Genomic DNA, 20,813 nt, shown 5'->3' with positions numbered 1-20,813 from the left:
TAGCCGGTTTCGGGTGTCCGGCCTTATAGTGCGCCACCGCGGTGCGCAAGCCCGGCGCCGGCACGCTCCGTGCACGATCATTCCCTGCCATCGCCAGCCCAATCGCAGGATCAACGCTTGACCAACCTTACTCATCCGTCGTCATTGCGTTCCGCCCCACAAGCACCCGCAACTATCCTGCGCGGGTCGATCAAGGGTGCGCTGGCGCTGCTGGCCCTGATCCTGCTGGGCCTGCTGCTGTGGCAGCTGTTCGCCCAGTTCAATCATACCCAGGCCGAATTGCGCAAACAGAGCCTGGACGCCTCCGCGGAACTGGCCGACCACCTGAGCCTGAACATGGCGCTCAAGGCGCAACAGGCCGTGAACGTGGTGCAACCCTACCTTGATGCACCAACACCTGCCGCCCTGCCCAGCCTGCTCGGTACCCTGCGCGAGCGCCTCCCCGCCCTGCAGAGCATGGCCTGGCTGAACAACACAGGGCAGCTACGCGCCGACAGCCTGGCCGGCAGCCCCGACCGCCAGTCGCTTGACGAGTTGCTCGTGCTGAGCCAGGGACGCCCGTACTTCTTCACCAATTCGGCCGACAACCACATCCTGTACCTGTTGCTGCGCCAGGATGCCTCACAGGGTAGCGGCTACTGGCTACTGCGCCTGTCACCGGACTATTACCGCGAGCTTACCCTCCACCTCGAGGGCAGTGGCCACCCGCAGTGGCTGCTGGAAAACAGCCGCAGCGGCGAGGTGCTGCAGCGCCATACCGCAACCGACACCAGCGACGAGCCGCTGCAAAGCGTGATGCTGGCCTTTATCGAAAACAGCACCTGGCAGCTACGCGGTCTGTTCGACGCCAAACTGGCCCAGCAAAAATTATTGCCGGCGCTGTTAGGCAAGTGCCTGCTGGTGCTGTTCTGCGCCCTGCTGCCGGTGCTGGCGCTGATCAACATGCGTCGCCGCCAGCGGGCGCTGCAGGAAGACCGTCGGCGTTATCAGGAAATTTTTGAAGGCACCGGCGTTGCCCTGTGCGTGCTCGACCTGTCCAGCCTGCCTGGCCAGCTCGATCGCTACCACCTGCGTAACCGGGCCGCACTCAAGCACAGCCTGGCGCTGGACCCGAACCTGCGCCGCTCGCTGCTGCTGGAGCTGAAGATCACCGAGGTCAACCAAGTGGCGCGCCAGCTGCTGAACATCGACTGCCACGAAGGTGCCTGGCAGCGGCTGATCAATGGCACTGGCGACAGCCGAGACAGCGTCGGCATGCAACTGATCGACGCACTGATCGAACAACGCCCGCTGCTGGAGCTGGAAGTGCGCTTGCCGACACCGCAGGGCGACGAGCTGCACCTTTGGCTGATGGCCCGCCTGCCGCTGCAGCGTCGTGATCACCAGGCGGTGATCCTCAGCATCAGCGATATCACCAGCCGCAAACAGGTGGAGCTGTCGCTACTGGAACGCGAAAGCTTCTGGTCGGACGTGGTACGCACCGTACCCGACCAGTTGTATGTGCAGGATGTGCCGAGCCAGCGGATGATCTTCAGCAACCGCCACCTCGGCCAGACCCTGGGCTACGACCGCACCGAGCTGGCACAGATGGGCGACCGCTTCTGGGAGCTGCTGCTGCACCCCGAGGACGCCGCACACTACCAGGCACTGCGCCAGCAACAGCGCGACAGCGGTCATGACCAACCGCTGCACTGCCAGCTGCGCTTCCGCCACCGCGACGGAAGCTGGCGCTGCTACGACATCCGCGAGCAGGTGCTGACCCGCAACGCCGAAGGCCTGGTGACGCGCATCATCGGTGTGGGCAAGGATGTGACCGTTCAGATCGAGGCCAGCCAGTCGCTACGTGACAGCGAGCAACGCTACCGCATGCTCGCCGAAAGCATCAGCGACGTGATCTTTTCCACCGACAACCAGCTCAAGCTCAACTATGTCAGCCCCTCGGTACAGAGCGTGCTGGGCTACCAGGCCGACTGGATCTTCGCCAACGGCTGGCAGTCGATCGTCGCCAACCCGGCCCAGCTCACTGGCATCTACAGCCTGATGGAGCGTGTCAGCAAGGCCATGGGCGATCCGGCGCAGATGGCGCAACTGTGCAGCCAGTTACCCACCCAGCTGTTCCTGTTCGACTGCCTGCGTGCCGATGGCCGCAAGATCCCGATCGAGCTGCGCCTGGTGCTGGTGTGGGACGATGACCAGCGCTTCGAAGGCGTACTCGGGGTGGGCCGCGACATCAGCCAGCAACGTCGTGCCGAAAAAGACCTGCGCATGGCCGCGACCGTATTCGAACATTCCACGTCGGCGATCCTCATCACCGACCCGGCCGGCTATATCGTTCAGGCCAACGAGGCGTTCAGCCGCGTCAGCGGTTACGCCGTCAGTGAAGTGCTCGACCAATTGCCGGGCATGCTCACTGTCGACGAACAGCAGGAAGGCCACCTGCGCTATGTGGTCAAGCAACTGCACCAGCGCGGCAGCTGGGAAGGTGAGGTGTGGCTCAAGCGCCGTGACGGCGACCACTACCCGGCCTGGGTCGGCATCACCGCGGTACTGGACGACGAAGGCGACCTGGCCAGCTACGTGTGCTTCTTCACCGACATCAGCGAACGCAAGGCCAGCGAACAGCGCATCCACCGCCTGGCCTACTACGACGCCCTTACCCACCTGCCCAACCGCACACTGTTCCAGGACCGTTTGTACAACGCCCTGCAGCAGGCCGAGCGGCAGAAGGCCTGGGTGGTGCTGATGTTCCTCGACCTCGACCGCTTCAAACCGATCAACGACTCCCTCGGCCATGCGGCCGGCGACCGCATGCTCAAGGACATGGCCCTGCGCCTGCTGGCCTGCGTGGATGACGACGACACGGTGGCACGCATGGGCGGCGACGAGTTCACCCTGCTGCTGCAACCGCGCCCCACCCGCGAAATGGCCCTGAACCGCGCCATCCACGTGGCCGAGAACATCCTCGGCAGCCTGGTGCGGCCGTTCGTGCTGGAAAACCGCGAGTTCTTCGTCACCGCCAGCATCGGCATCGCCCTCAGCCCGCAGGATGGCAGTGAGCTGAGCCAGTTGATGAAGAACGCCGACACCGCCATGTACCACGCCAAGGAGCGCGGCAAGAACAACTTCCAGTTCTACCAGGCCGAAATGAACGCCAGCGCCCTGGAGCGCCTGGAGCTGGAAAGCGACCTGCGCCATGCCATGGAGCAGAACGAGTTCATCCTCTACTACCAGCCGCAGTTCAGCGGCGACGGCAAGCGCCTGACGGGCGCCGAAGCGCTGCTGCGCTGGCGTCACCCGACCCGTGGCCTGGTGCCGCCGGGTGACTTCATCCCGGTGATCGAAGAACTGGGCCTGGTGGTTGACGTGGGCGACTGGGTGCTGCGCGAGGCCAGCCGCCAGCTCAAGGCCTGGCACAAGGCCAAGGTGCGGGTGCCGAAAGTGTCGGTGAATATTTCGGCGCGGCAGTTCTCCGACGGCCAACTGGGCACGCGGATTGCCAACATCCTGGAAGAAAGCGGCCTGCCGCCGGCGTGCCTGGAACTGGAGTTGACCGAAAGTATCCTGATGCGTGAGGTGAACGAGGCGCTGCAGATTCTTGCCGGCCTGAAGAACCTCGGCCTGAGCATTGCGGTAGACGACTTCGGCACCGGCTACTCGTCGCTCAACTACCTCAAGCAGTTCCCTATCGACGTCCTGAAGATCGACCGGACCTTCGTCGACGGCCTGCCCGAAGGCGAGCAGGACGCCCAGATTGCCCGGGCGATCATCGCCATGGCCCACAGCCTCAACCTGGCAGTCATCGCCGAGGGCGTGGAAACCCACGAACAGCTGGAGTTCCTGCGCGAGCATGGTTGCGACGAGGTGCAGGGCTATCTGTTCGGGCGACCGATGCCGGCGCATCAGTTCGAGGCGCAATTCTCCAACGAGACCTTGTTCATGTTCCATTGACCCGCACGCTGCCTGTTCACAAGGTCCCGGTAGGACCGGGTTTACCCGCGAACACCGGCGAAGCCGCTGCCATGTACCGCGCCGGCTTCTTCGCGGGTAAACCCGCTCCTACACGTACGGTGTCGCGACACAATCCTGCATAAAAAGCGGACTTCCAGGTCAACTCCTGCCCCCGCCCAGCCCAGAAACGGCGCGGGATGCAAGATGAAGCCCATTGGTCTGCGACTTGACGCCACTTCATATGCCAGCCGCGAATCAATCGGTTAGAATGCACACCCAAATTACCCCGATCCTTGAGGACCGCCATGTTCAGCCGTGATTTGACCATTGCCAAGTACGACGCCGAGCTCTTCGAAGCCATGCAGCAAGAAGCTCTGCGCCAGGAAGAGCATATCGAGCTGATCGCTTCGGAAAACTACACCAGCCCGGCAGTCATGGAAGCCCAGGGCTCGGTCCTGACCAACAAGTACGCCGAAGGCTACCCAGGCAAGCGCTACTACGGCGGTTGCGAGTACGTCGACGTCGTCGAGCAACTGGCCATCGACCGTGCCAAGGAGCTGTTCGGCGCCGACTACGCCAACGTACAGCCGCACGCTGGCTCCCAGGCCAACGCTGCCGTCTACCTGGCCCTGCTGTCGGCCGGTGACACCATCCTGGGCATGAGCCTGGCCCACGGTGGCCACCTGACCCACGGTGCTTCGGTAAGCTCCTCGGGCAAGCTGTACAACGCCATCCAGTACGGCATCGACGGCAATGGCCTGATCGACTACGACGAAGTCGAGCGCCTGGCTGTCGAGCACAAGCCCAAGATGATCGTTGCCGGCTTCTCGGCCTACTCGCAGGTTCTGGACTTCGCCCGCTTCCGCGCCATCGCCGACAAGGTCGGTGCCTACCTGTTCGTCGACATGGCCCACGTTGCCGGCCTGGTTGCCGCTGGTGTGTACCCGAACCCTGTTCCGTTCGCCGACGTGGTCACCACCACCACCCACAAGACCCTGCGCGGCCCGCGCGGCGGCCTGATCCTGGCCCGTGCCAACGCCGACATCGAGAAGAAGCTGAACTCCGCCGTCTTCCCGGGCGCCCAGGGCGGCCCGCTGGAGCACGTCATCGCGGCCAAGGCCATCTGCTTCAAGGAAGCCCTGCAGCCAGAGTTCAAGGCTTACCAGCAGCAGGTCGTGAAGAACGCCCAGGCCATGGCCAGCGTGTTCATCGAGCGCGGTTTCGACGTGGTTTCCGGTGGCACCCAGAACCACCTATTCCTGCTGTCGCTGATCAAGCAGGAAATCTCCGGTAAGGACGCTGACGCCGCACTGGGCAAAGCCTTCATCACCGTCAACAAGAACTCGGTACCGAACGACCCGCGTTCGCCGTTCGTCACTTCGGGCCTGCGTTTCGGCACCCCAGCCGTTACCACCCGTGGTTTCAAGGAAGCCGAGTGCAAGGAACTGGCCGGCTGGATCTGCGACATCCTGGCCGACCTGAACAACGAAGCGGTGATCGACGCCGTCCGTGAGAAGGTCAAGGCCATCTGCAAGAAGCTGCCGGTTTACGGCAACTGATTGGCGCTTGCCTGAAGTGAAAAAGCCCGGCCCAGTGCCGGGCTTTTTCGTTTGATTTCGTTTGTTTCACACGCACTGCTGCTCTTTGGAGGAGCAACTGTCTTGCTCAATTTGTAAAAGCTGGCGCGATCCCTGTGGGAGCGGCCTTGCGTCGCGATAGGGCCGCGCAGCGGCCCCAGGATCGCGGCATCATGCATAGATTGCAGGGGCCGCTTTGCGGCCCTATCGCGACGCAAGGCCGCTCCCACAAAGACCGCGTTCCCAGTTCATCACCGCACAGGCCACACCTTGACCAGAGAACAACTCGAGACCCACCAGATCCCGATCTACTTCGCTGCCGTGCTCGCAGCCGTTGCCTTCGGCTTGATGGCCAGCCACAGCGCACGGCATCTGGAAGCCCTGGTCACCCCCGCCATCGCCGTGCTGATGTACGCGATGTTCCTGCAAATACCCTTCCTCGACCTGCGCCAGGGCCTGGGTAACCGCCGCTTCATCACGGCCCTGCTACTGGCCAATTTCATTCTCGTTCCGCTGCTTGTCTGGGCCATCACCCGCGGGCTGGTGGAACACCCGGCGATCCTCGTCGGGGCCTTGCTGGTGCTGCTCACGCCCTGCATCGACTACGTGGTGGTGTTCACCCACATTGGCAAAGGCGACTCACGCCTGACCCTGGCCGCAACCCCCCTGTTATTGCTGGCGCAACTGGTGCTGCTGCCGGTGTACCTGGCCCTGATGCTAGGTGGCAGCAGCCAGGTGGCAATCTCCATCACCCCGTTCGTGGAAGCCTTCGTGCTGTTGATCGTGTTGCCGATGGCCCTCGCGGTGCTCACCAGCGCCGGTGCCCGGCGCTCGCGCGCAGTCGCGACCTGGAACGACGCCTGGGCGTGGTTGCCGGTGCCGGCGATGGCCTTGGTGCTGATGGTGGTGATCGCTTCGCAGATTGCCGTGGTACTGCGTGATTTCGACCGTTTGCTGCCGGTGGTTCCGGTATACATCGGCTTCATGCTGCTGGCGCCGGTGCTCGGTTTCATCTGTGCGCGCCTGCTGCGCCTGCCGGCCAGCGAGGCACGCTCGGTGACCTTCAGCGCAGCCACGCGCAACTCACTGGTGGTGCTGCCGCTGGCGCTGGCGTTGCCAGAAGAGATGCGCGGGTTGGCGGCAGCGGCGGTGATCACACAAACCTTGGTAGAGCTGGTGAGTGAACTGATCTATGTACGGGCAGTTCCACGCCTCGTACGCTGATCGATCAGCACATGCATAAGTTGTAGGGGCCCGGTATCGCGACAGACGGTCAGGCTCTGTATGAAAAGCCTTGAGGTTCGGTGATGCTGCGTTGAAAACAGCCTGACCTTCGTCTCAAGGCTTAATACAGCCCCTAGAACCTGGCCCGCAACGCCACGTTGAAATTGCGCGGCTCGCCATAGAAGTTCCAGTAATTGGGGTTACCCAAGGTCTGGTAGTACTTTTTGTCAAACACGTTGTCCAGGTTGTACTGCACTTCAAGACGCTTGTTGATCTCGTAGATCGCATGCAGGTTCGTCAGGTGGTATGCGTCCTGCTGGATCTTGTAGTCTTCGCCAACCTCGGTCTGGGTCATCTTGCTCTGCGCATAGAAGCTGCCACCCACACGCAGCTGGTTGAGCACGCCTGGCAGGCGGTAGTCGGTCGCAACCTTGAACAGGTGGCGCGGCGAGGCGCCGTTGAAGTCTTCACCTTTCTGCTCGCCACCGATGTACTTGGACTGGGTGTAGGTGTACCCCGCCGATACATTCCAGTTCGCCAGCACCTCACCGGTCAGCTCCAGCTCGATACCTTTGTTGCGCACCTTGTCGGAGGCACGATAGCAAGCCCAAGTCTGCGCACAGGTCACCCGCTCGGCCCGGCCGGTCTGGTCGGCCTGGAACAGCGCGATGGCGGTTTGCAAGCGCTTGTCCAGAAACTCACCCTTCAAACCGATTTCGTAGTTGCTGCCGGTCATCGGCTGGAGCGTGGTGCCCTCCGCATCTTGCGCGCTCTGCGGCTTGAAGATTTCGGTGTAGCTGGCGTATGCCGACCAGTTCTCGTTCAGGTCCTGCACAAGGCCCGCATAAGGTGTGACTTCGCCACTCTTGGAAAAATGCTTATGGTCTGTGGGCTCACGCACGCCATTGGTGTCATCCAGCGAATCGTGGCTGTACCAGCTCAGGCGGCTGCCCAGAATGAACGTGGTGCTGTCGGTAAGGCTGAACCGGCTGGCCACGTACACGCCCTTTTGCTCCTGAGTGCGGTTGTATTGCCACTGGTTGACGTTGAGGGCTGTCGGCTTGGGCGGATCGAACGCTGCCAGGTTGTTCATGTCGACGATGTAGCGGTAGGTGGCATCGCGCCCCCCGTGATAGTCGAAATCGTCCTTGTTCCAGTTGCCACCCACGATCAGCTCATGCTGGCGGCCCAGCAGCTGGAACGGGCCGGTGAAATAGCCGTCGATGCTGGTCTGGGTGTCATCGAAGTGAAAGTGGCGCGGGTTGAGGGTGAACAGGTCGGGGCCGCCACCCGGGTAGGTGTAGTTACCGAGAAAGTCCGACTTGGCCCACATCTGGTTCACGGCCACCACGCCCTTCCAGCCGTTGGCAAAGGTATGCTGGATGTCGGCGAACACGGTGGTATTGCGCTTGTCCAGGTGGTTCCAGTCGCCGGTCAGCGAGGTAGAGCGCGAAACCGGGTAGAACGCGCCGCTCTCCTTGCTGGGGAGGCCCGACCAGTCATAACCGGAGTTGCGTTCCTTCTGGTAGGTAAACCCGAAGGTGGCCAGGGTTGACTCAGCCAGGTCGGCCTCGATGATGCCATAGAACAGTTGGTTCTCTTTCTGGGCAGTGTCCAGGTAGCTGTTGGCATTGTTGTACGTAATGACCGAGCGGCCGCGCAGGGTGCCTGCTTCGTTCAGCGGCGCAGACAGGTCGACCATGGTCTTGTAGTCGTCCCAGGAGCCGACCGATGTTTCGATCAACGCCTGGCGCTCGGCCGTGGGCCGCTTGCGGACCAGGTTGATGGAGGCCGACGGATTACCCGCGCCTTCCATCAGGCCGGTGGCGCCCCGCACCACTTCCACGCGGTCGTAGATGTCGGTGTTGGGCTTGGAAATGGTATCCATCGAATACGGGTTGCCAATGTTGGTCGGCACGCCATCAATCTGCAGGTTGTCGACCGTCTGCCCGCGAGCCTGGTACAGCGAGCGCTCGCTGCCGTTCTTGATGATGGTGACGCCGGTGGCGTTACGCATTACGTCGTCAAGGTTCTTCATATTCTGGTCGTCCATACGCTGACGGGTGACCACCGTGACCGACTGGGGCGTTTCACGCAGGCTCATCGGCAGCTTGGTGGCAGTGGACGAACGGCCCGTCGCATAAGCCCCTGTAGCCTCCGTCACAGCACCCAGGCCCTGGCCCGAGACGGTGGTGGCGCCCAAGGTCACCGCGCCTGCCGCATCTTCGGCCTGGCTCACCAGCTGGAACTCCCGCTCACCCGTGCGCACGGCCGCCACACCGGTGCCGGCCAGCATCTGCGCCAGCGCCACCTCTACGCTCAAGGCGTGCACCGCCTGGCTCTGCTTGTTGACCGTCAGCGCCGCATCACCGCCGATCAACAGCCCGGCCTGGCTGGCCAACAGGTTCAGTTGGCGCGCCAATGGCCCGGCTGGAATGTCGAATACCACGCGTTGGGCTGCAGCACTGCTGTCGGCCTCGGCGACGGCAACGTGGCCGCCAAGGGCTAGGAAAATGGCCAGGGCCAACGGATGACGGTGCGCGGAAGCAGAGTCGCGAAGCAGCATGGAAGAATCCTTTCGCAAAGAGGATGAAGTAGCGTCATCCCACCAAGCGAATGAGCGTCGCAAAACCGGAAAAAGAATTTTGAAAAAACTTCAGACCGCCTCGATGGAGACCCACCAAGGCAAGGTACGCACAACCCGGATGGGCAACGCACGCTCGAGCATGGCCAACGCACGGTCGGTATCGAGCAACGGGAAGGTACCGACCGCACGCAGGCTGCCAATCGCCGGGTCGATGCCCAAGTGGCCATGGCGGTAATCGCGCAGAATGTCGATCATCTGAACCAGCGGCATGTCCTCCGCCACCAACACACCGCGGCTCCAATCCTCGCGCAAGCGTTGTGCAGTTGATGGGGCGCCGACTTGCTGCGCGTCGAACACCATCATTTGCCCGGCTTGCAACGTGGTTTGTCTGCCGCTGCCGGAGCAAGTTGCCTGCACGGCGCCGGCAAATACGCTCAAGGTGGTCTGCAACCCCTGGTCCCGGACACTGAAGCGCGTGCCGAGCGGTTGCACCCGCCCAGCCCTCGTCACCACGGAAAGTGGACGTGGGTCCTTGCCGGACTCGATCAGGATTTCTCCGCGATACAGGCGCAATTGCCTTGAGCCCTCATCGAACTGCACATCCAGCGCCGTCCCGCCGTTCAGCCACAGCTGGCTGCCATCGGCCAGGGTGACCGGCCGCACCTCACCCAGGCCGGTGCGGTAAGTGGCGAACCAGGCACGTGGCGAGTCGACCCAACCGCGCTGCCATCCGCCCCAACCCAACACACCTGCCACACCCGCCACACAGAGGCTACCGAGCACGGCCCTGCGCGAATGCCGGTCACGGCGCACGCTGTCGAACACTTGCCGAGCCTGTTCTGCCTGGCCGCTGAGGCCGCCAAAGCGCTGATTGATGTTCTCTACGTACGACCAGGCCAGGCGATGCCGCGCATCCTCGTTCAGCCAGGCATGCCACTGCGCCTGGATCGCAGCGTCATTGTGCGCCGCGTGCAGCCGTGCGAACCAACCGGCAGCCGCTTGCAGTACGGCATGGTCGAGTGGCGCCCTGCTCATGCCAGCGAGCCATCCAGTTCGGCTTCCAGCAGCAGGCATTGGTACATAGCCTGAGCCAGGTAACTGTTCACACTGCGCTCGCTCACGCCCAACTGCTCGGCGATCTCGCGTTGCTTCATGCCCTGCAACTGCGCCATGGAAAATGCCTCGGCCACGCGCTGGGGCATACGCTCGAACATTGCCTGCAGTTGCTCGAGGGTTTCGAGGATAACGGCCTGATGTTCCAGCGAAGGCGCAAGTTGCTCGGGCTGGGCGGCCAGCACTTCCAGATAAGCCTGCTCCACCCGCCGCCGTCGCCAGAAGTCCACACACGCATTGCGCGACATACGTCCCAGATACGCACGGGCATGCTCGTGGTCATTGAACACACGGGGTTTGGACAACAGCCGCACGAACACATCCTGGGCCAGTTCCGCCGCATCATGGGCATTGCCGAGCTTGCGCTGGAGCCAGTGGCGAATCCAGCCATGGTGGGAACGGTAGAGTTCCTCCAGGTCGAAACCAGGGGCTGGAGCACTGGGAGAGGCATTCATGGGGCAGGCCATTATGCTAATAGGAATTATTCACAATGGTAGCGTGGATGAATGACGCCGGGCAATTGCGATAAGCAACGCTGCCCGGTTTGGTCATGGCTGGGATGTTTTTGCGATCAGGTCGAGGCCTGCCCATATCAAGCAACTGGTCTGCGCTTTCAGCCTGGCGGTCACCGTGAATCCGGGCACCCAGGGCACACAGCGAACACCTGCACCTCTACCAGGTAGCCATCCCCCAGGGCGGCGCCCACGCAGGCCCGCACCGGTTTTGCACAGCCTTGCAACCAGGCGTCGTACACTTCGTTGACCAGGTCGAAGTGGCGGTAGTCGGCAAGCCACATCTGAACCCGCGTCAGCTGCGCCTTGCCGACGTTGGCTTGCACCATCAGGCCGTCGATCACGCTCAGCGCCTGACGCAACTGCCCCTGCACATCCTGTTGCAGGTCATCCGCCACGATGCCTGCCGTTTCAAACAGGCCCCTGTAACTGACCGCCAGTGACATCCGCGCGCTTGATCCGTAGCGAGTGATCATTGAGGTGCCCTCCCCCTCAACCCATCTGGTTGAAGCAGACGACTTTGGGTTGGGTCATGTCCTCGTAGGCGAACCGCACCCCCTCACGCCCAAGACTCCCATACTTGGCACCACCAAATGGCATGGCATCGAAGCGGTAGTCGGAAGAGTCGTTGATCATTACACCGCCGGCCTCGATACGCCGGGCCAGGCTCAACGCCAGCGACAGGTCGCGGGTAAACACACCGGCATGCAAGCTGTACTCCGGGGCATTGGCCAGCGCTATCGCCTGCTCGACAGTCTCGAAGGGCGCCAGCATCACCACCGGTGCAAAAACCTCCTCAAGCCACAGCCGGCTGACGGGGTCAACGCTTTCGAGCACTGTCGGCGCATAGACCGCCCCCTGACGCTGGTGGCCGCAGAGCAGGCGGGCACCGCCCTCAAGCGCCTGGTTGACGCGTGCTTCGATCTGCCGTGCAGCCGCTTCGGTGATCATCGGCCCCATATCGGTTTCGCGCCGGCCCGGATCGCCCCAGACCATCGCCTGGGTCAATGTCACGAAGCGCTCACGAAACGCCTCGTAGATCGAGGCATCCACGAGAATGCGCTGGGTGCCGATGCAGTTCTGCCCGGCCGCCCAAAACGCGCCCGACACACACGACTCGACAGTGGCTTCAAGGTCGCAGTCCTTGAGCACCAGCACCGGGGCGTTGCCGCCAAGGTCCATGGCAAGTTTTTTCAAGCCAGCCCCGTGCGCAATCTTTTCGCCCGTCGCGAAACCGCCCGTAAAGGAAACCATGCGCACCTCACGCACAGCCACCAGCGCCTTGCCCAGTTCGGCGCCCCCTGTGGCTACGGTGACGACGGCCTCCGGCAACCCTGCCTCCACCAGGTACTGCACCAGTTTCAGGGCAGAAAGAGGGGCCAACTCCGACGGTTTTAGTATGACCGCATTGCCCCCTGCAACTGCTGGCCCCAGCTTGTGCGCCACCAGGTTGAGCGGGTCGTTGTACGGGGTAATGGCCAGGATCAACCCCAACGGCTCGCGGGTGAACCAGCCCTGACGCGATTCGGAGCCTTCATAGGCATCGAAAGGCACCACCTCACCGGCGTTGCGCCGCGCCTCTTCGGCAGACAGCTTGAGCGTGTTGATGCAGCGTTTGACCTCTTTTTCGGCCTGGCGCAGGGTCTTGCCCGCTTCATCGACGATCAGGCCGGCAAAGTCTGCCGCATCCCGTTCAATGAGCTGAGCGGCGTGCTCCAGAATAGCGGCCCGGCGGTGCCGGGGCAGCGCCGCACTTTCACGCACCCCCTGATGGGCACGGGCGAGCAAGGCAGGCACCGCTTCTGCGCCGAGGTTGTCGACGCTGCCAACCAGGCTGCCATCGAAGGGGTTGTACACATCGATCAAGGCGGGTTGCTGAACAAGCGCCCGCGATACGGAAGTCAGGCTCATGAACGTTGCTCCTCAGGCCGAATGGCCGGCGGTGTGAATGGCGACAATGTCCGACAGCAGGGCAAAAGCCGTTTCAATGCGCCCCGCCCCCGGGCCGGACACGGTTACAGCCCCCAGCAACTCGGTGTCGAACGCCAGCGCATTGGTGGCGCCTGAAATACCTGCCAAGGGGTGATGGCCAGGCAGCAGCTTCGCTTCGACGCTGGCTCGCACCGAACCATCGGCTTCACGGCGGGCACTGCCGATCAGCTTCCAGCGCTCGCCCGCCGCCTGTGCCCGCTCGATAGCTGCGCTGTCGATGGCACTGATACCGCTGCAGGCCACATCACCCACCTGCAGACAGGCGCCGAGCAACTCATTGGCGAGGATCACCACCTTCAGGCGTACGTCATGGCCTTCCACATCGGCGGTCGGGTCAGCCTCGGCAAAGCCCAGCGCTTGTGCCTGGGCCACCGCCTCGTCGAAGCCAAGCCCTTCCTCCATGCGCGTGAGCACATAGTTAGAGGTACCGTTGAGAATGCCCTCGAAACCTACCAGGCCCGCGCCCGCCAGGGTCTGGCGCGCCATGCGCAGCACCGGTGTGCCGCTCATGACGGCGCCTTCGTATTCGAACGACACATTGTTGGCCTTGGCCAAGGCCTTGAGCGCCTGGGCATGCAAGGCAATCGGCCCCTTGTTGGTGGTGACCACGTGCTTGCCCGCCTCCAGCGCCCAGCGGCAGAAGGTTGCTGCCGGCTCACCGTCCTTGGGGTTGGTGAATGTGGCCTCGGCGATGATGTCGGCGCCTGATTGCTTGATCACCGCCTCATTGAACGCCTCGGCCGAACCTTGAGGGATTTGCGCCAGCGCACCCTTCTGGGCCGGCAGCGCGGCCAGCATGGCGGCATCCAGGCCGTCGCGGTCGATCACCGACCCCAGGAACAAGTCGGTGACACCAACGATTTTCAGGCCAAAGCCCAACTCGTGCTGCCAGCGCGCATTGCGTTCGGCGATCAGTTGGGCAAGCGCGCGGTTAACGCCACCAAAGCCAACGAGTGCAATTTTGTATTCGGTCATGGTTTGCTGTCCTGTCCAGGCAGTGGGTCGATGAGGACTAGCGTAAGAGCCGTGCACTGCCAGTTGAATATGGCAATCCGCTGTATTTATTGGCCAATCTGGCCAGTGCAAAGCGCGCACCTGCGCCAGGGCAAAACGCACAACGCCGCCTGGGCGCGAACCCAGGCGGCGTTGTGCTAGCCAATGCAAAGACGCGCTTCAGACCACCGCGGCCAGGACGAACGAAGTCACCGTGTTCTCCACCCCGGGCATGGCAGCGATTTCCTTCCACACATGGTGCACCCGCTCCGGGCTGGAGGCCTCGACGCGCAACATCAGGTCGAACTCGCCGCTGAGCACTTCACACTGGATTACCTCGGGGATCTGGCGCAGCGCATCGAGTACCGCCTCACCGCGCATGCGGTCATAGCGGTAGACGAAGATCACCGCATTGATCAACGACGCCGGCCGTCTGCCCTCACCGATGCGCAGGGTATAACCCTGAATGGCGCCGTCGCGCTCCAGGCGCTCGATGCGCTGGCGTACCGCATTGCGCGACAGGTTCACCTTCAACCCCAATTCGGCGTGGGCGATACGCGCATTGGCGGTGAGCTCGGCGAGAATGCGCTCGTCCAGAGGGTCGAGGATGCGCTTCATCGCCCAGCCTGCAACCGGGTTAACAAGGCATGAACACCGGCCAGGTCGTCAGGTGCCAACAGCGGCCCATCACCCGCTGTGCCGACCGCGCCAGCCGGCACCTCACCGTGCCAGGCCCCCAGCTCCGCCAGCAGCCCGGCAGACTTTTCGGGGGCAAACTGCCCCAGCGTGACGATGGGCGCACCGATGTTGCGCCGGTGCAGGCGCCCGGCGAATACCCCTGTCGCGGCATGAGGGTCTACTGCGCTGCCCGTTTCGTGGAACAGCGTGACAATTTCTTCGCGAATCAGCGCGTCGTCCACGGCATAGGAGTCGAACAGCATGCGCGCATGCAACCACTGGCGGTTGCCGATGCTCAGCTCACCACACGCCTCGAAGTGCTCCATCAGTGCCCGGGTCGCCCCGCCATCGCGGTCATACAGTTCCCAGACGAAGCGCTCCAGGTTGGAGAACAGCGAAAAGTCCATGACCGGTGACAAGGTCTGGCTGGTTGAGCCACGGCTGTAGCGGTTGCAGTGGATGAACCGGTGCAGGGCATCGTTGCGGTTGGTGGAGACGATGATCTGGTTGATCGGCAGGCCCATTTTCTGGGCAATGAACCCCGCGTAGATCTCGGCAAAACTGGCCGTGGGGATGCTGAACCCGACCGGGCGTATCCCGCCACCGAGCTGCAGCGCCGCATGGAAATAGAACACGATCTGCGCCAGCACACCGACCCAGTTGGTGGAGTTGAAGCTGACCGGAATCAGCCCGGGGCATGGCCAGTCACGCAGCAGCGCCGACACCAGCGACTGGCAATCGTCAAAGCTGCCATCCACGGCCACGCAGCTCACGCTGTCGGACGCGGCGCTGCGCATCACTGCCGCGCGGTCGGCGGGCGTGCCTGCGCTGGGGTATAGCGCCAGCAAGCCTGCTGCAGGGCAATGCCGCAACGCTTCGATAGCCGCTACTGCGGTATCGCCGTTGCTGGCACCGACCAGCATGACCCGCTCGCACTCCGCCCCCAGAAAGTGCCGGACAAAACGCGCCTGCAACTGCGCGGCAAAGTCCTTGGAGGACCGGGTAGGCCCATGGAAAAGCTGCAGGATCCATTCGTTATGGCCAAGCTGCTGCAACGGCGCAATGCCGCGGTGGCGGAACCCGCGATAGCTGTCGCTGACCAGCGCCCTGAGGGTAGGCTCGTCGAGGGTATCGCCGACAAACGGTGCCATCACCCCCGCCAGGCCAGTTCGTCGAAGGGCAACCACGACCAGCTGGCAATTTCCTGTGGGCTGAACACCGGCACCGAGGTGGGCACATAAAGCCCGCCATCGTCGGCCAGGCCGGAAAGCAATGCCGTGCGGAAATCGACCCGTGTCTCGTTGCCGCGCGTGGATGTGTACTGCATCGGTGCTCCAGATAGCTACGTAAATTAACGATGCGCCATGGCCACCAGCCAATGGCTGAACGCCTGGGCATCGGGGGACAACGCTTCACCCAGGCCGCGTACCAGGAAAAACGACTCGCTTGCCTCGATACGCTGGGCAAAGGGAGCGACCAGCCGCCCCTCCTGCAGCAGGTCCTCGACCAGCGACGAGCGTGCCAGCGCCACCCCGAGCCCCAGCTCCGCCATGCGCAGGGTCGACACCAGCGTGTCGAACTGCAGGCCACTGGAAGAGTCGACCTGATCGGCGCCGACCCGCTCCAGCCAGTAGCCCCACCCCTCCTCGTAACCCAGCACATGCAGCAACGGCACACGGGCCAGGTCGCGCGGGTCGCGCAGCGGGCAACCGGCCAGCAGCGCGGGTGCGCACACCGGCACCAGCATGTCGCGGGTCAGGCGCTGCGCCTCTACCCCGGCCCACTGCCCGCTGCCCCAGCGGATTTCCAGATCATCTTCGGCATCCAGCTCCTTGACCCACAGGTTGCTGATGTAGCGGATGTCCACCTGCGGGTGCGAACGCCGAAAGTCGGCCAGCCGCGGGGCCAGCCAGAAGTGCAGGAACGACAGGCTGCCCCGAACTTTCAGGGGCCGACGTTGGCGTTGCCCGAAGATTTCATTGGTGCCGACCGCAAGGCGGCTGATGGCGTCCTGCACCACCGGCAGATAGGACTGCCCTTCTTCGGTCAGCCCCAGCCCGCGCGGCAGGCGCTTGAACAGCGCCACACCCAATTGGCTTTCCAGGTGACGAATCTGTTGGCTCACGGCCCCTTGGGTAAGGTGCAGCTCTTCTGCCGCATGGGTGAAGTTCAAGTAACGCGCCGACACTTCGAAGGCTCTCAGCCAGTTCAGGGGGGGCAGGGTTTTCTGAGTCATCGGCGGCTTCTCGTGGCTAGGTTCCGGTGGCCTAGTATCACCTGCTCAGGCGGCCTCGGAACCTGGGGCGACGATTTCCAGCGGGGCCGTACGGCGGCTGCGGTATTTGCACGTCAGCCAATAGGCCAGGTAACACCAGGCAATGAAGGGCAAGCCGAAGTACAAGGCAACACGCTGAGCAGGGTCGAAGGCAATGCCGACGCAGGCCAGTACGCAGCAGAAAATGGCCCCCAGTGGTACGAACGGGTAGCCACGCACCCGGAACTTGAGGTCCTCGAGCTTGCCGCCGCTGGCGATGTAATGACGGCGGAATGCCATTTGGCTGGCTGCGATGCTGATCCACACCACTACCACGGCCAACCCTGAAATCGACACCAGCGCCAGGTAGATGGTGTCGGGGGCGAACACACTGCTCAACAGCGAAGCCATGCCGCCAGCCATGCTCAGCACGATTGCATTGAAGGGTGTGCCGCGGCGCGACAGCGTGGCGTAACGGCGGGGCATGTTGCCTTGATCGCTGAGGGTCCAGAGCATGCGCGAAGCGGCGTAGAGGCCTGAGTTGGCGGCAGACAGCAGCGCGGTGATGATGACGAAGTTCATGATATCGGCCGCATACGGGATACCAATCATCGCAAAGACCATCACGAACGGGCTTTCAATAACCCCGGCCTGTTCACGCGGCAGCAAGGTGGCCAGTACAAAGATGGTGCCGATGAAGAACAGCGCCAGGCGCAGGACCGTGGTGCGAATGGCCTTGGGCACGTTCTTTTCCGGGTCTTTGGTTTCACCGGCAGCGATGCCGATCAGCTCGGTACCCGAGAACGCGAAGGCCACTGCCAGCAGGGTCATGGCAATTGACCAGAAACCGGTGGGGAACAACCCTTCACGGGTGAAATTGCCCAGCCCTGCACTGTGCGCCTGCTGGATCTCGAAGCCACCCAGAATGGCCCCGCCGCCCACCACCAGAAAGGCGATGACGGCCAACACCTTGACCAGTGACAACCAGAATTCGGTTTCGGCGAACGATCGCACCGAAATGATATTGCTGATGAACACCGCAGCGCCGAACAGCGCACTCCACATCCATACCGGCGTGTCGGGGAACCAGCGCACCATCAGGATGCCCGCGGCGGTGAATTCGGAGCCGATGGCCACCGTCCAGGTCAGCCAGTACATCCAGGCCACCATGTAACCGGTGCCCGGGCCGAGGTAACGCGTGGCGTAACTGCTGAACGAGCCGACTTCCGGCATGTGTACCGCCAGCTCGCCCAGGCACATCATGACCAGGTACACCATGATTGCGCCGAGTATGTAGGCGATGACCGCGCCCAACGGGCCGGCCTGGTTAACGGTGTAGCCTGACGTGAGAAACAGGCCGGTGCCTATCACACCGCCCAGTGCCAGCATGACGATGTGGCGGGTTTGCATATCCTGCTTGAAGGTATGCGCCGAGGCATTTCTAGTTGTGGTTGTCTGCACGGACATTGTGGGTTACTCATGAAAGTTGGCGGGCAAGGACGTAGCAACGACCTCGTCTTGGCAGAGCGAATCGAGTTGCCTTGCATATTGTTTTTGTTCGACTTCATGAAGTGGCACCCACCGCACGGGTGAGTGCTACGCGCCAGCCTCAGGCCTGCACCGGGCGCTGGCAGGCGTCTGCGTCAGCGTGCAATTCCTTTGCGACGGCCAGTTCCTCACGCACCGATGCACAGGCCTGTGCCAGGTCCGCCAGCAGGTCATCGGTTTCCTCGATGCCCACTGAAATGCGCACCAGCCCTTCGGAAATGCCCAGCGCCAGGCGCTCTTCCAAAGTGTTCTCGACATGGCTGGTGGTGCGCGCCGGGCCATAGATGGTTTCTACCGCGCCAAGGTTGCCGGCCCGGTGGGCATACTTCAGCCGCGGCAGCAAACGGGCCACGGTCGGCATGCCGCCCTTCAGCACGAAGCTGACAATGGCGCCAAACCCGCGCATTTGCGCCTTGGCAATGGCATGCCCGGCATGCGCCGGCAAACCTGGGTAGTTCACCGCTTCAACCAACGGCTCAGTGCTTAGGTAAAGGGCCAACGCCATGGCACTGGCTTGCTGCTGGCGCAGGCGCACTGCCAGGGTCTTGATACCGCGGATGATCAGGTAGGCCGAGAACGGGTCCAGCGCCGCACCGTTGATTTCCCGGTAGTGCCGCACCTGGGCCATCAACGCCTCCGCGCCACACACCACCCCACCCAGCACGTCACCATGCCCGGACAGAAACTTGGTTGCGCTGTGCACCACCACATCAACGCCCAGCGCCAGCGGGTTCTGGTTCAGTGGCGTGGCAAAGGTGTTGTCGGCCACCACCAGCGCCCCCACCTTGTGCGCAGCGGCGCTCAGCCGACGAATGTCCAGCACCTTCAGCGTCGGGTTGGTGGGGGTTTCCAGGTAAAGCAGGTCGCAACCGGTGGCAATCTCGCGCTCCAGCGCTTCAGTGTCCAAGGTATCGCACAGGCACACTTGCACGCCCATGCGCGGCAGGAACTCTTCGAAGATCTTGTTGGTGCCGCCATAGCTGTCGCGGGTCGACACCACGCGTTTGCCGTTGGACAGGAAGGTGTGCAGCACAGCACTGATGGCCGCCATGCCGCTGCTGAACGCGACTGCCGACTCGGCTTGCTCCAGTTCGGCCAGTTTTGCTTCCAGCGTGGCGACCGTGGGGTTGCTCATGCGGCTGTAGATGAAGCCCGGCTGCTTGCCCTGCGCCACGTCGTACCAGGCATCGATATCGTTGTAGCCATAAGCGGCGCTGACCACGATCGGGGTCTGCGTGGCGTTGTACGGGTGCTGCACCTGCTCCCCGCTCCACACGACCCGCGTCCCCACACCGGCCGCAGCATTGCCCTCGAATTTTTCGTTGTTGTTCATATCCGGTTCCCGCCCAGCTGAGTTGTGTACACCGATGCAGCATCGGCCTTCAGCGGACTATAGGGAGATGGCGGGGGCCTGAAAAACGATGGAATCCGGGTCTGACTGGCGTTTTTTTTAATGGCTGCGGGCCGGGCGCTGCAAAAGCCGCCCGGCCGCGTGGGCGCTTAGGCCAGGTTGCGCTTCAGCTCGGCGATATGCTCCGGGCCGATGCCACAGCAACCGCCGACCATGCTGGCACCCCGCGCACGCCAGTCCTTGGCCCATGCCAGGTAACCCGGCGGATCGAGGTCTTCGCGCAGTTCGTCCAGGCCATCGTTGGCAGTGGCTTCTTTGGGCTGCGGTGGGAAGGCGTTGGCATAGGCACCGATGGCAATCTCGGCGTTGTGTCGCTCGATGACCGAGCGCGCGACATCAATGGCGGCGCCGATCACCTCAGGCTGGCTACAGTTGAACAACACCGCAGCCACCCCCAGGCTGACTGCGGCTTCGATGGCGTCGGCCACCGGTTCACCGGAGCGCAGGCGCGGAACGTCGTCGACGTCCTCGTCCTGCAGGGTGAAGGACACCCAGAACGGCCTGCCGTCTGCCGGCAAATGGCTATGAATGGCCCGCACTTCGGCCACGGAACTCTGGGTTTCGGCCAGCCACAGGTCAACATGCGGGGCCAGGCCCTGGAGCAACGGGGTCAGCACCTCTGCCACACGCTCGGGCTGGAACAGGTCGGGGCGGTAGGACCCGAACAGCGGCGGTAGCGAACCGGCCACCCTGACCGGGTGCGCGCCGCTATCTGCCGCGTGCCGCGCAAGCTGGCCTGCGATATGGGCCAGCTGTCGCCCTTCGGCGGCAAAGCGTTCTTCACCGATGTGGAACGGCACTACTGCATAGCTGTTGCTGGTGATGACCTGCGCACCCGCATCGATGAAGGCTGCATGCACGCCCACGACCGCCTCCGGCGCCTCGCTCAGCGCCAGCGCCGACCACTCGGGCTGGCGAAACGGTGCACCGCTGCGCTGCAGCTCTCGGCCCATGCCACCGTCCAGAATTACCATCG

The 20,813-nt window shown here is 63.1% G+C and carries 14 protein-coding genes and 1 pseudogene; 3 read left to right on the top strand and 12 right to left on the bottom strand.

The window, feature by feature from the left end:
- The first annotated feature begins 117 nt into the window (after window positions 1-117).
- The 3 genes from ACZ889_RS07445 (at window position 118) to ACZ889_RS07435 (ending at window position 6,749) form a co-directional block, all read left to right on the top strand.
- Window positions 118-3,948 carry a sensor domain-containing protein gene (locus tag ACZ889_RS07445; protein ID WP_476257279.1) on the top strand — a complete coding sequence of 1,277 codons (3,831 nt, stop codon included), beginning with the start codon at window positions 118-120 and terminating at the stop codon, window positions 3,946-3,948.
- Between the two features lie 305 nt (window positions 3,949-4,253).
- A complete protein-coding gene (glyA, locus tag ACZ889_RS07440) occupies window positions 4,254-5,507 on the top strand; it encodes a serine hydroxymethyltransferase (protein ID WP_003247505.1) in 1,254 nt (417 codons plus the stop codon).
- Window positions 5,508-5,795: 288 nt separating this feature from the next.
- Window positions 5,796-6,749, top strand: coding sequence for an arsenic resistance protein (locus tag ACZ889_RS07435; RefSeq protein ID WP_180688871.1), 954 nt, complete (start codon window positions 5,796-5,798; stop codon window positions 6,747-6,749).
- 133 nt (window positions 6,750-6,882) lie between these two features.
- On the opposite strand, the gene ACZ889_RS07430 is transcribed toward ACZ889_RS07435, so the two are convergent.
- The 12 genes and pseudogenes from ACZ889_RS07430 to ACZ889_RS07375 all read right to left on the bottom strand — a co-directional run bounded on the left by ACZ889_RS07430 (window position 6,883) and on the right by ACZ889_RS07375 (window position 20,811).
- Window positions 6,883-9,315 carry a TonB-dependent siderophore receptor gene (locus tag ACZ889_RS07430; protein WP_476257278.1) on the bottom strand — a complete coding sequence of 811 codons (2,433 nt, stop codon included), beginning with the start codon at window positions 9,313-9,315 and terminating at the stop codon, window positions 6,883-6,885.
- Window positions 9,316-9,405: 90 nt separating this feature from the next.
- Window positions 9,406-10,371, bottom strand: coding sequence for a FecR domain-containing protein (locus ACZ889_RS07425; protein ID WP_476257277.1), 966 nt, complete (start codon window positions 10,369-10,371; stop codon window positions 9,406-9,408).
- Window positions 10,368-10,904 carry a sigma-70 family RNA polymerase sigma factor gene (locus tag ACZ889_RS07420; RefSeq protein WP_180688873.1) on the bottom strand — a complete coding sequence of 179 codons (537 nt, stop codon included), beginning with the start codon at window positions 10,902-10,904 and terminating at the stop codon, window positions 10,368-10,370. The genes ACZ889_RS07425 and ACZ889_RS07420 overlap by 4 nt, the downstream gene beginning before the upstream one ends.
- 170 nt (window positions 10,905-11,074) lie before the next feature.
- Complete coding sequence (locus tag ACZ889_RS07415; protein WP_256873179.1) at window positions 11,075-11,437, bottom strand: RidA family protein; 363 nt, start codon at window positions 11,435-11,437, stop codon at window positions 11,075-11,077.
- A gap of 16 nt (window positions 11,438-11,453) precedes the next feature.
- Window positions 11,454-12,872: an aldehyde dehydrogenase family protein gene (locus tag ACZ889_RS07410; protein WP_476257276.1), complete on the bottom strand. Its 1,419-nt coding sequence runs from the start codon at window positions 12,870-12,872 to the stop codon at window positions 11,454-11,456.
- A 12-nt stretch (window positions 12,873-12,884) separates the two neighbouring features.
- Entirely contained in the window at window positions 12,885-13,928 is a 1,044-nt protein-coding gene (locus ACZ889_RS07405) for a homoserine dehydrogenase (RefSeq protein WP_012051145.1), read from the bottom strand.
- 198 nt (window positions 13,929-14,126) lie between these two features.
- The gene (locus ACZ889_RS07400) at window positions 14,127-14,564 is read right to left on the bottom strand and encodes an Lrp/AsnC family transcriptional regulator (RefSeq protein ID WP_010951921.1); all 438 of its coding nucleotides are present in this window, start codon (window positions 14,562-14,564) and stop codon (window positions 14,127-14,129) included.
- A pseudogene (locus ACZ889_RS07395) lies at window positions 14,561-15,951 on the bottom strand (threonine synthase). Before ACZ889_RS07395 ends, ACZ889_RS07400 begins: the two are co-directional and overlap by 4 nt.
- Before the next feature lie 24 nt (window positions 15,952-15,975).
- Window positions 15,976-16,860, bottom strand: coding sequence for a LysR substrate-binding domain-containing protein (locus tag ACZ889_RS07390; protein ID WP_014859427.1), 885 nt, complete (start codon window positions 16,858-16,860; stop codon window positions 15,976-15,978).
- A 45-nt stretch (window positions 16,861-16,905) separates the two neighbouring features.
- Window positions 16,906-18,345, bottom strand: a complete 1,440-nt coding sequence (locus ACZ889_RS07385) for an amino acid permease (protein ID WP_476257275.1) — start codon at window positions 18,343-18,345, stop codon at window positions 16,906-16,908.
- Between the two features lie 142 nt (window positions 18,346-18,487).
- Entirely contained in the window at window positions 18,488-19,759 is a 1,272-nt protein-coding gene (locus tag ACZ889_RS07380; protein WP_180688877.1) for a cystathionine gamma-synthase family protein, read from the bottom strand.
- A gap of 167 nt (window positions 19,760-19,926) precedes the next feature.
- Window positions 19,927-20,811, bottom strand: coding sequence for a homocysteine S-methyltransferase family protein (locus ACZ889_RS07375; protein ID WP_177342687.1), 885 nt, complete (start codon window positions 20,809-20,811; stop codon window positions 19,927-19,929).
- Window positions 20,812-20,813 lie beyond the last annotated feature (2 nt).

Source organism: Pseudomonas sp. TE3895 (genome assembly GCF_056278855.1).
This window is presented reverse-complemented; position numbering and strand designations above follow the sequence as displayed.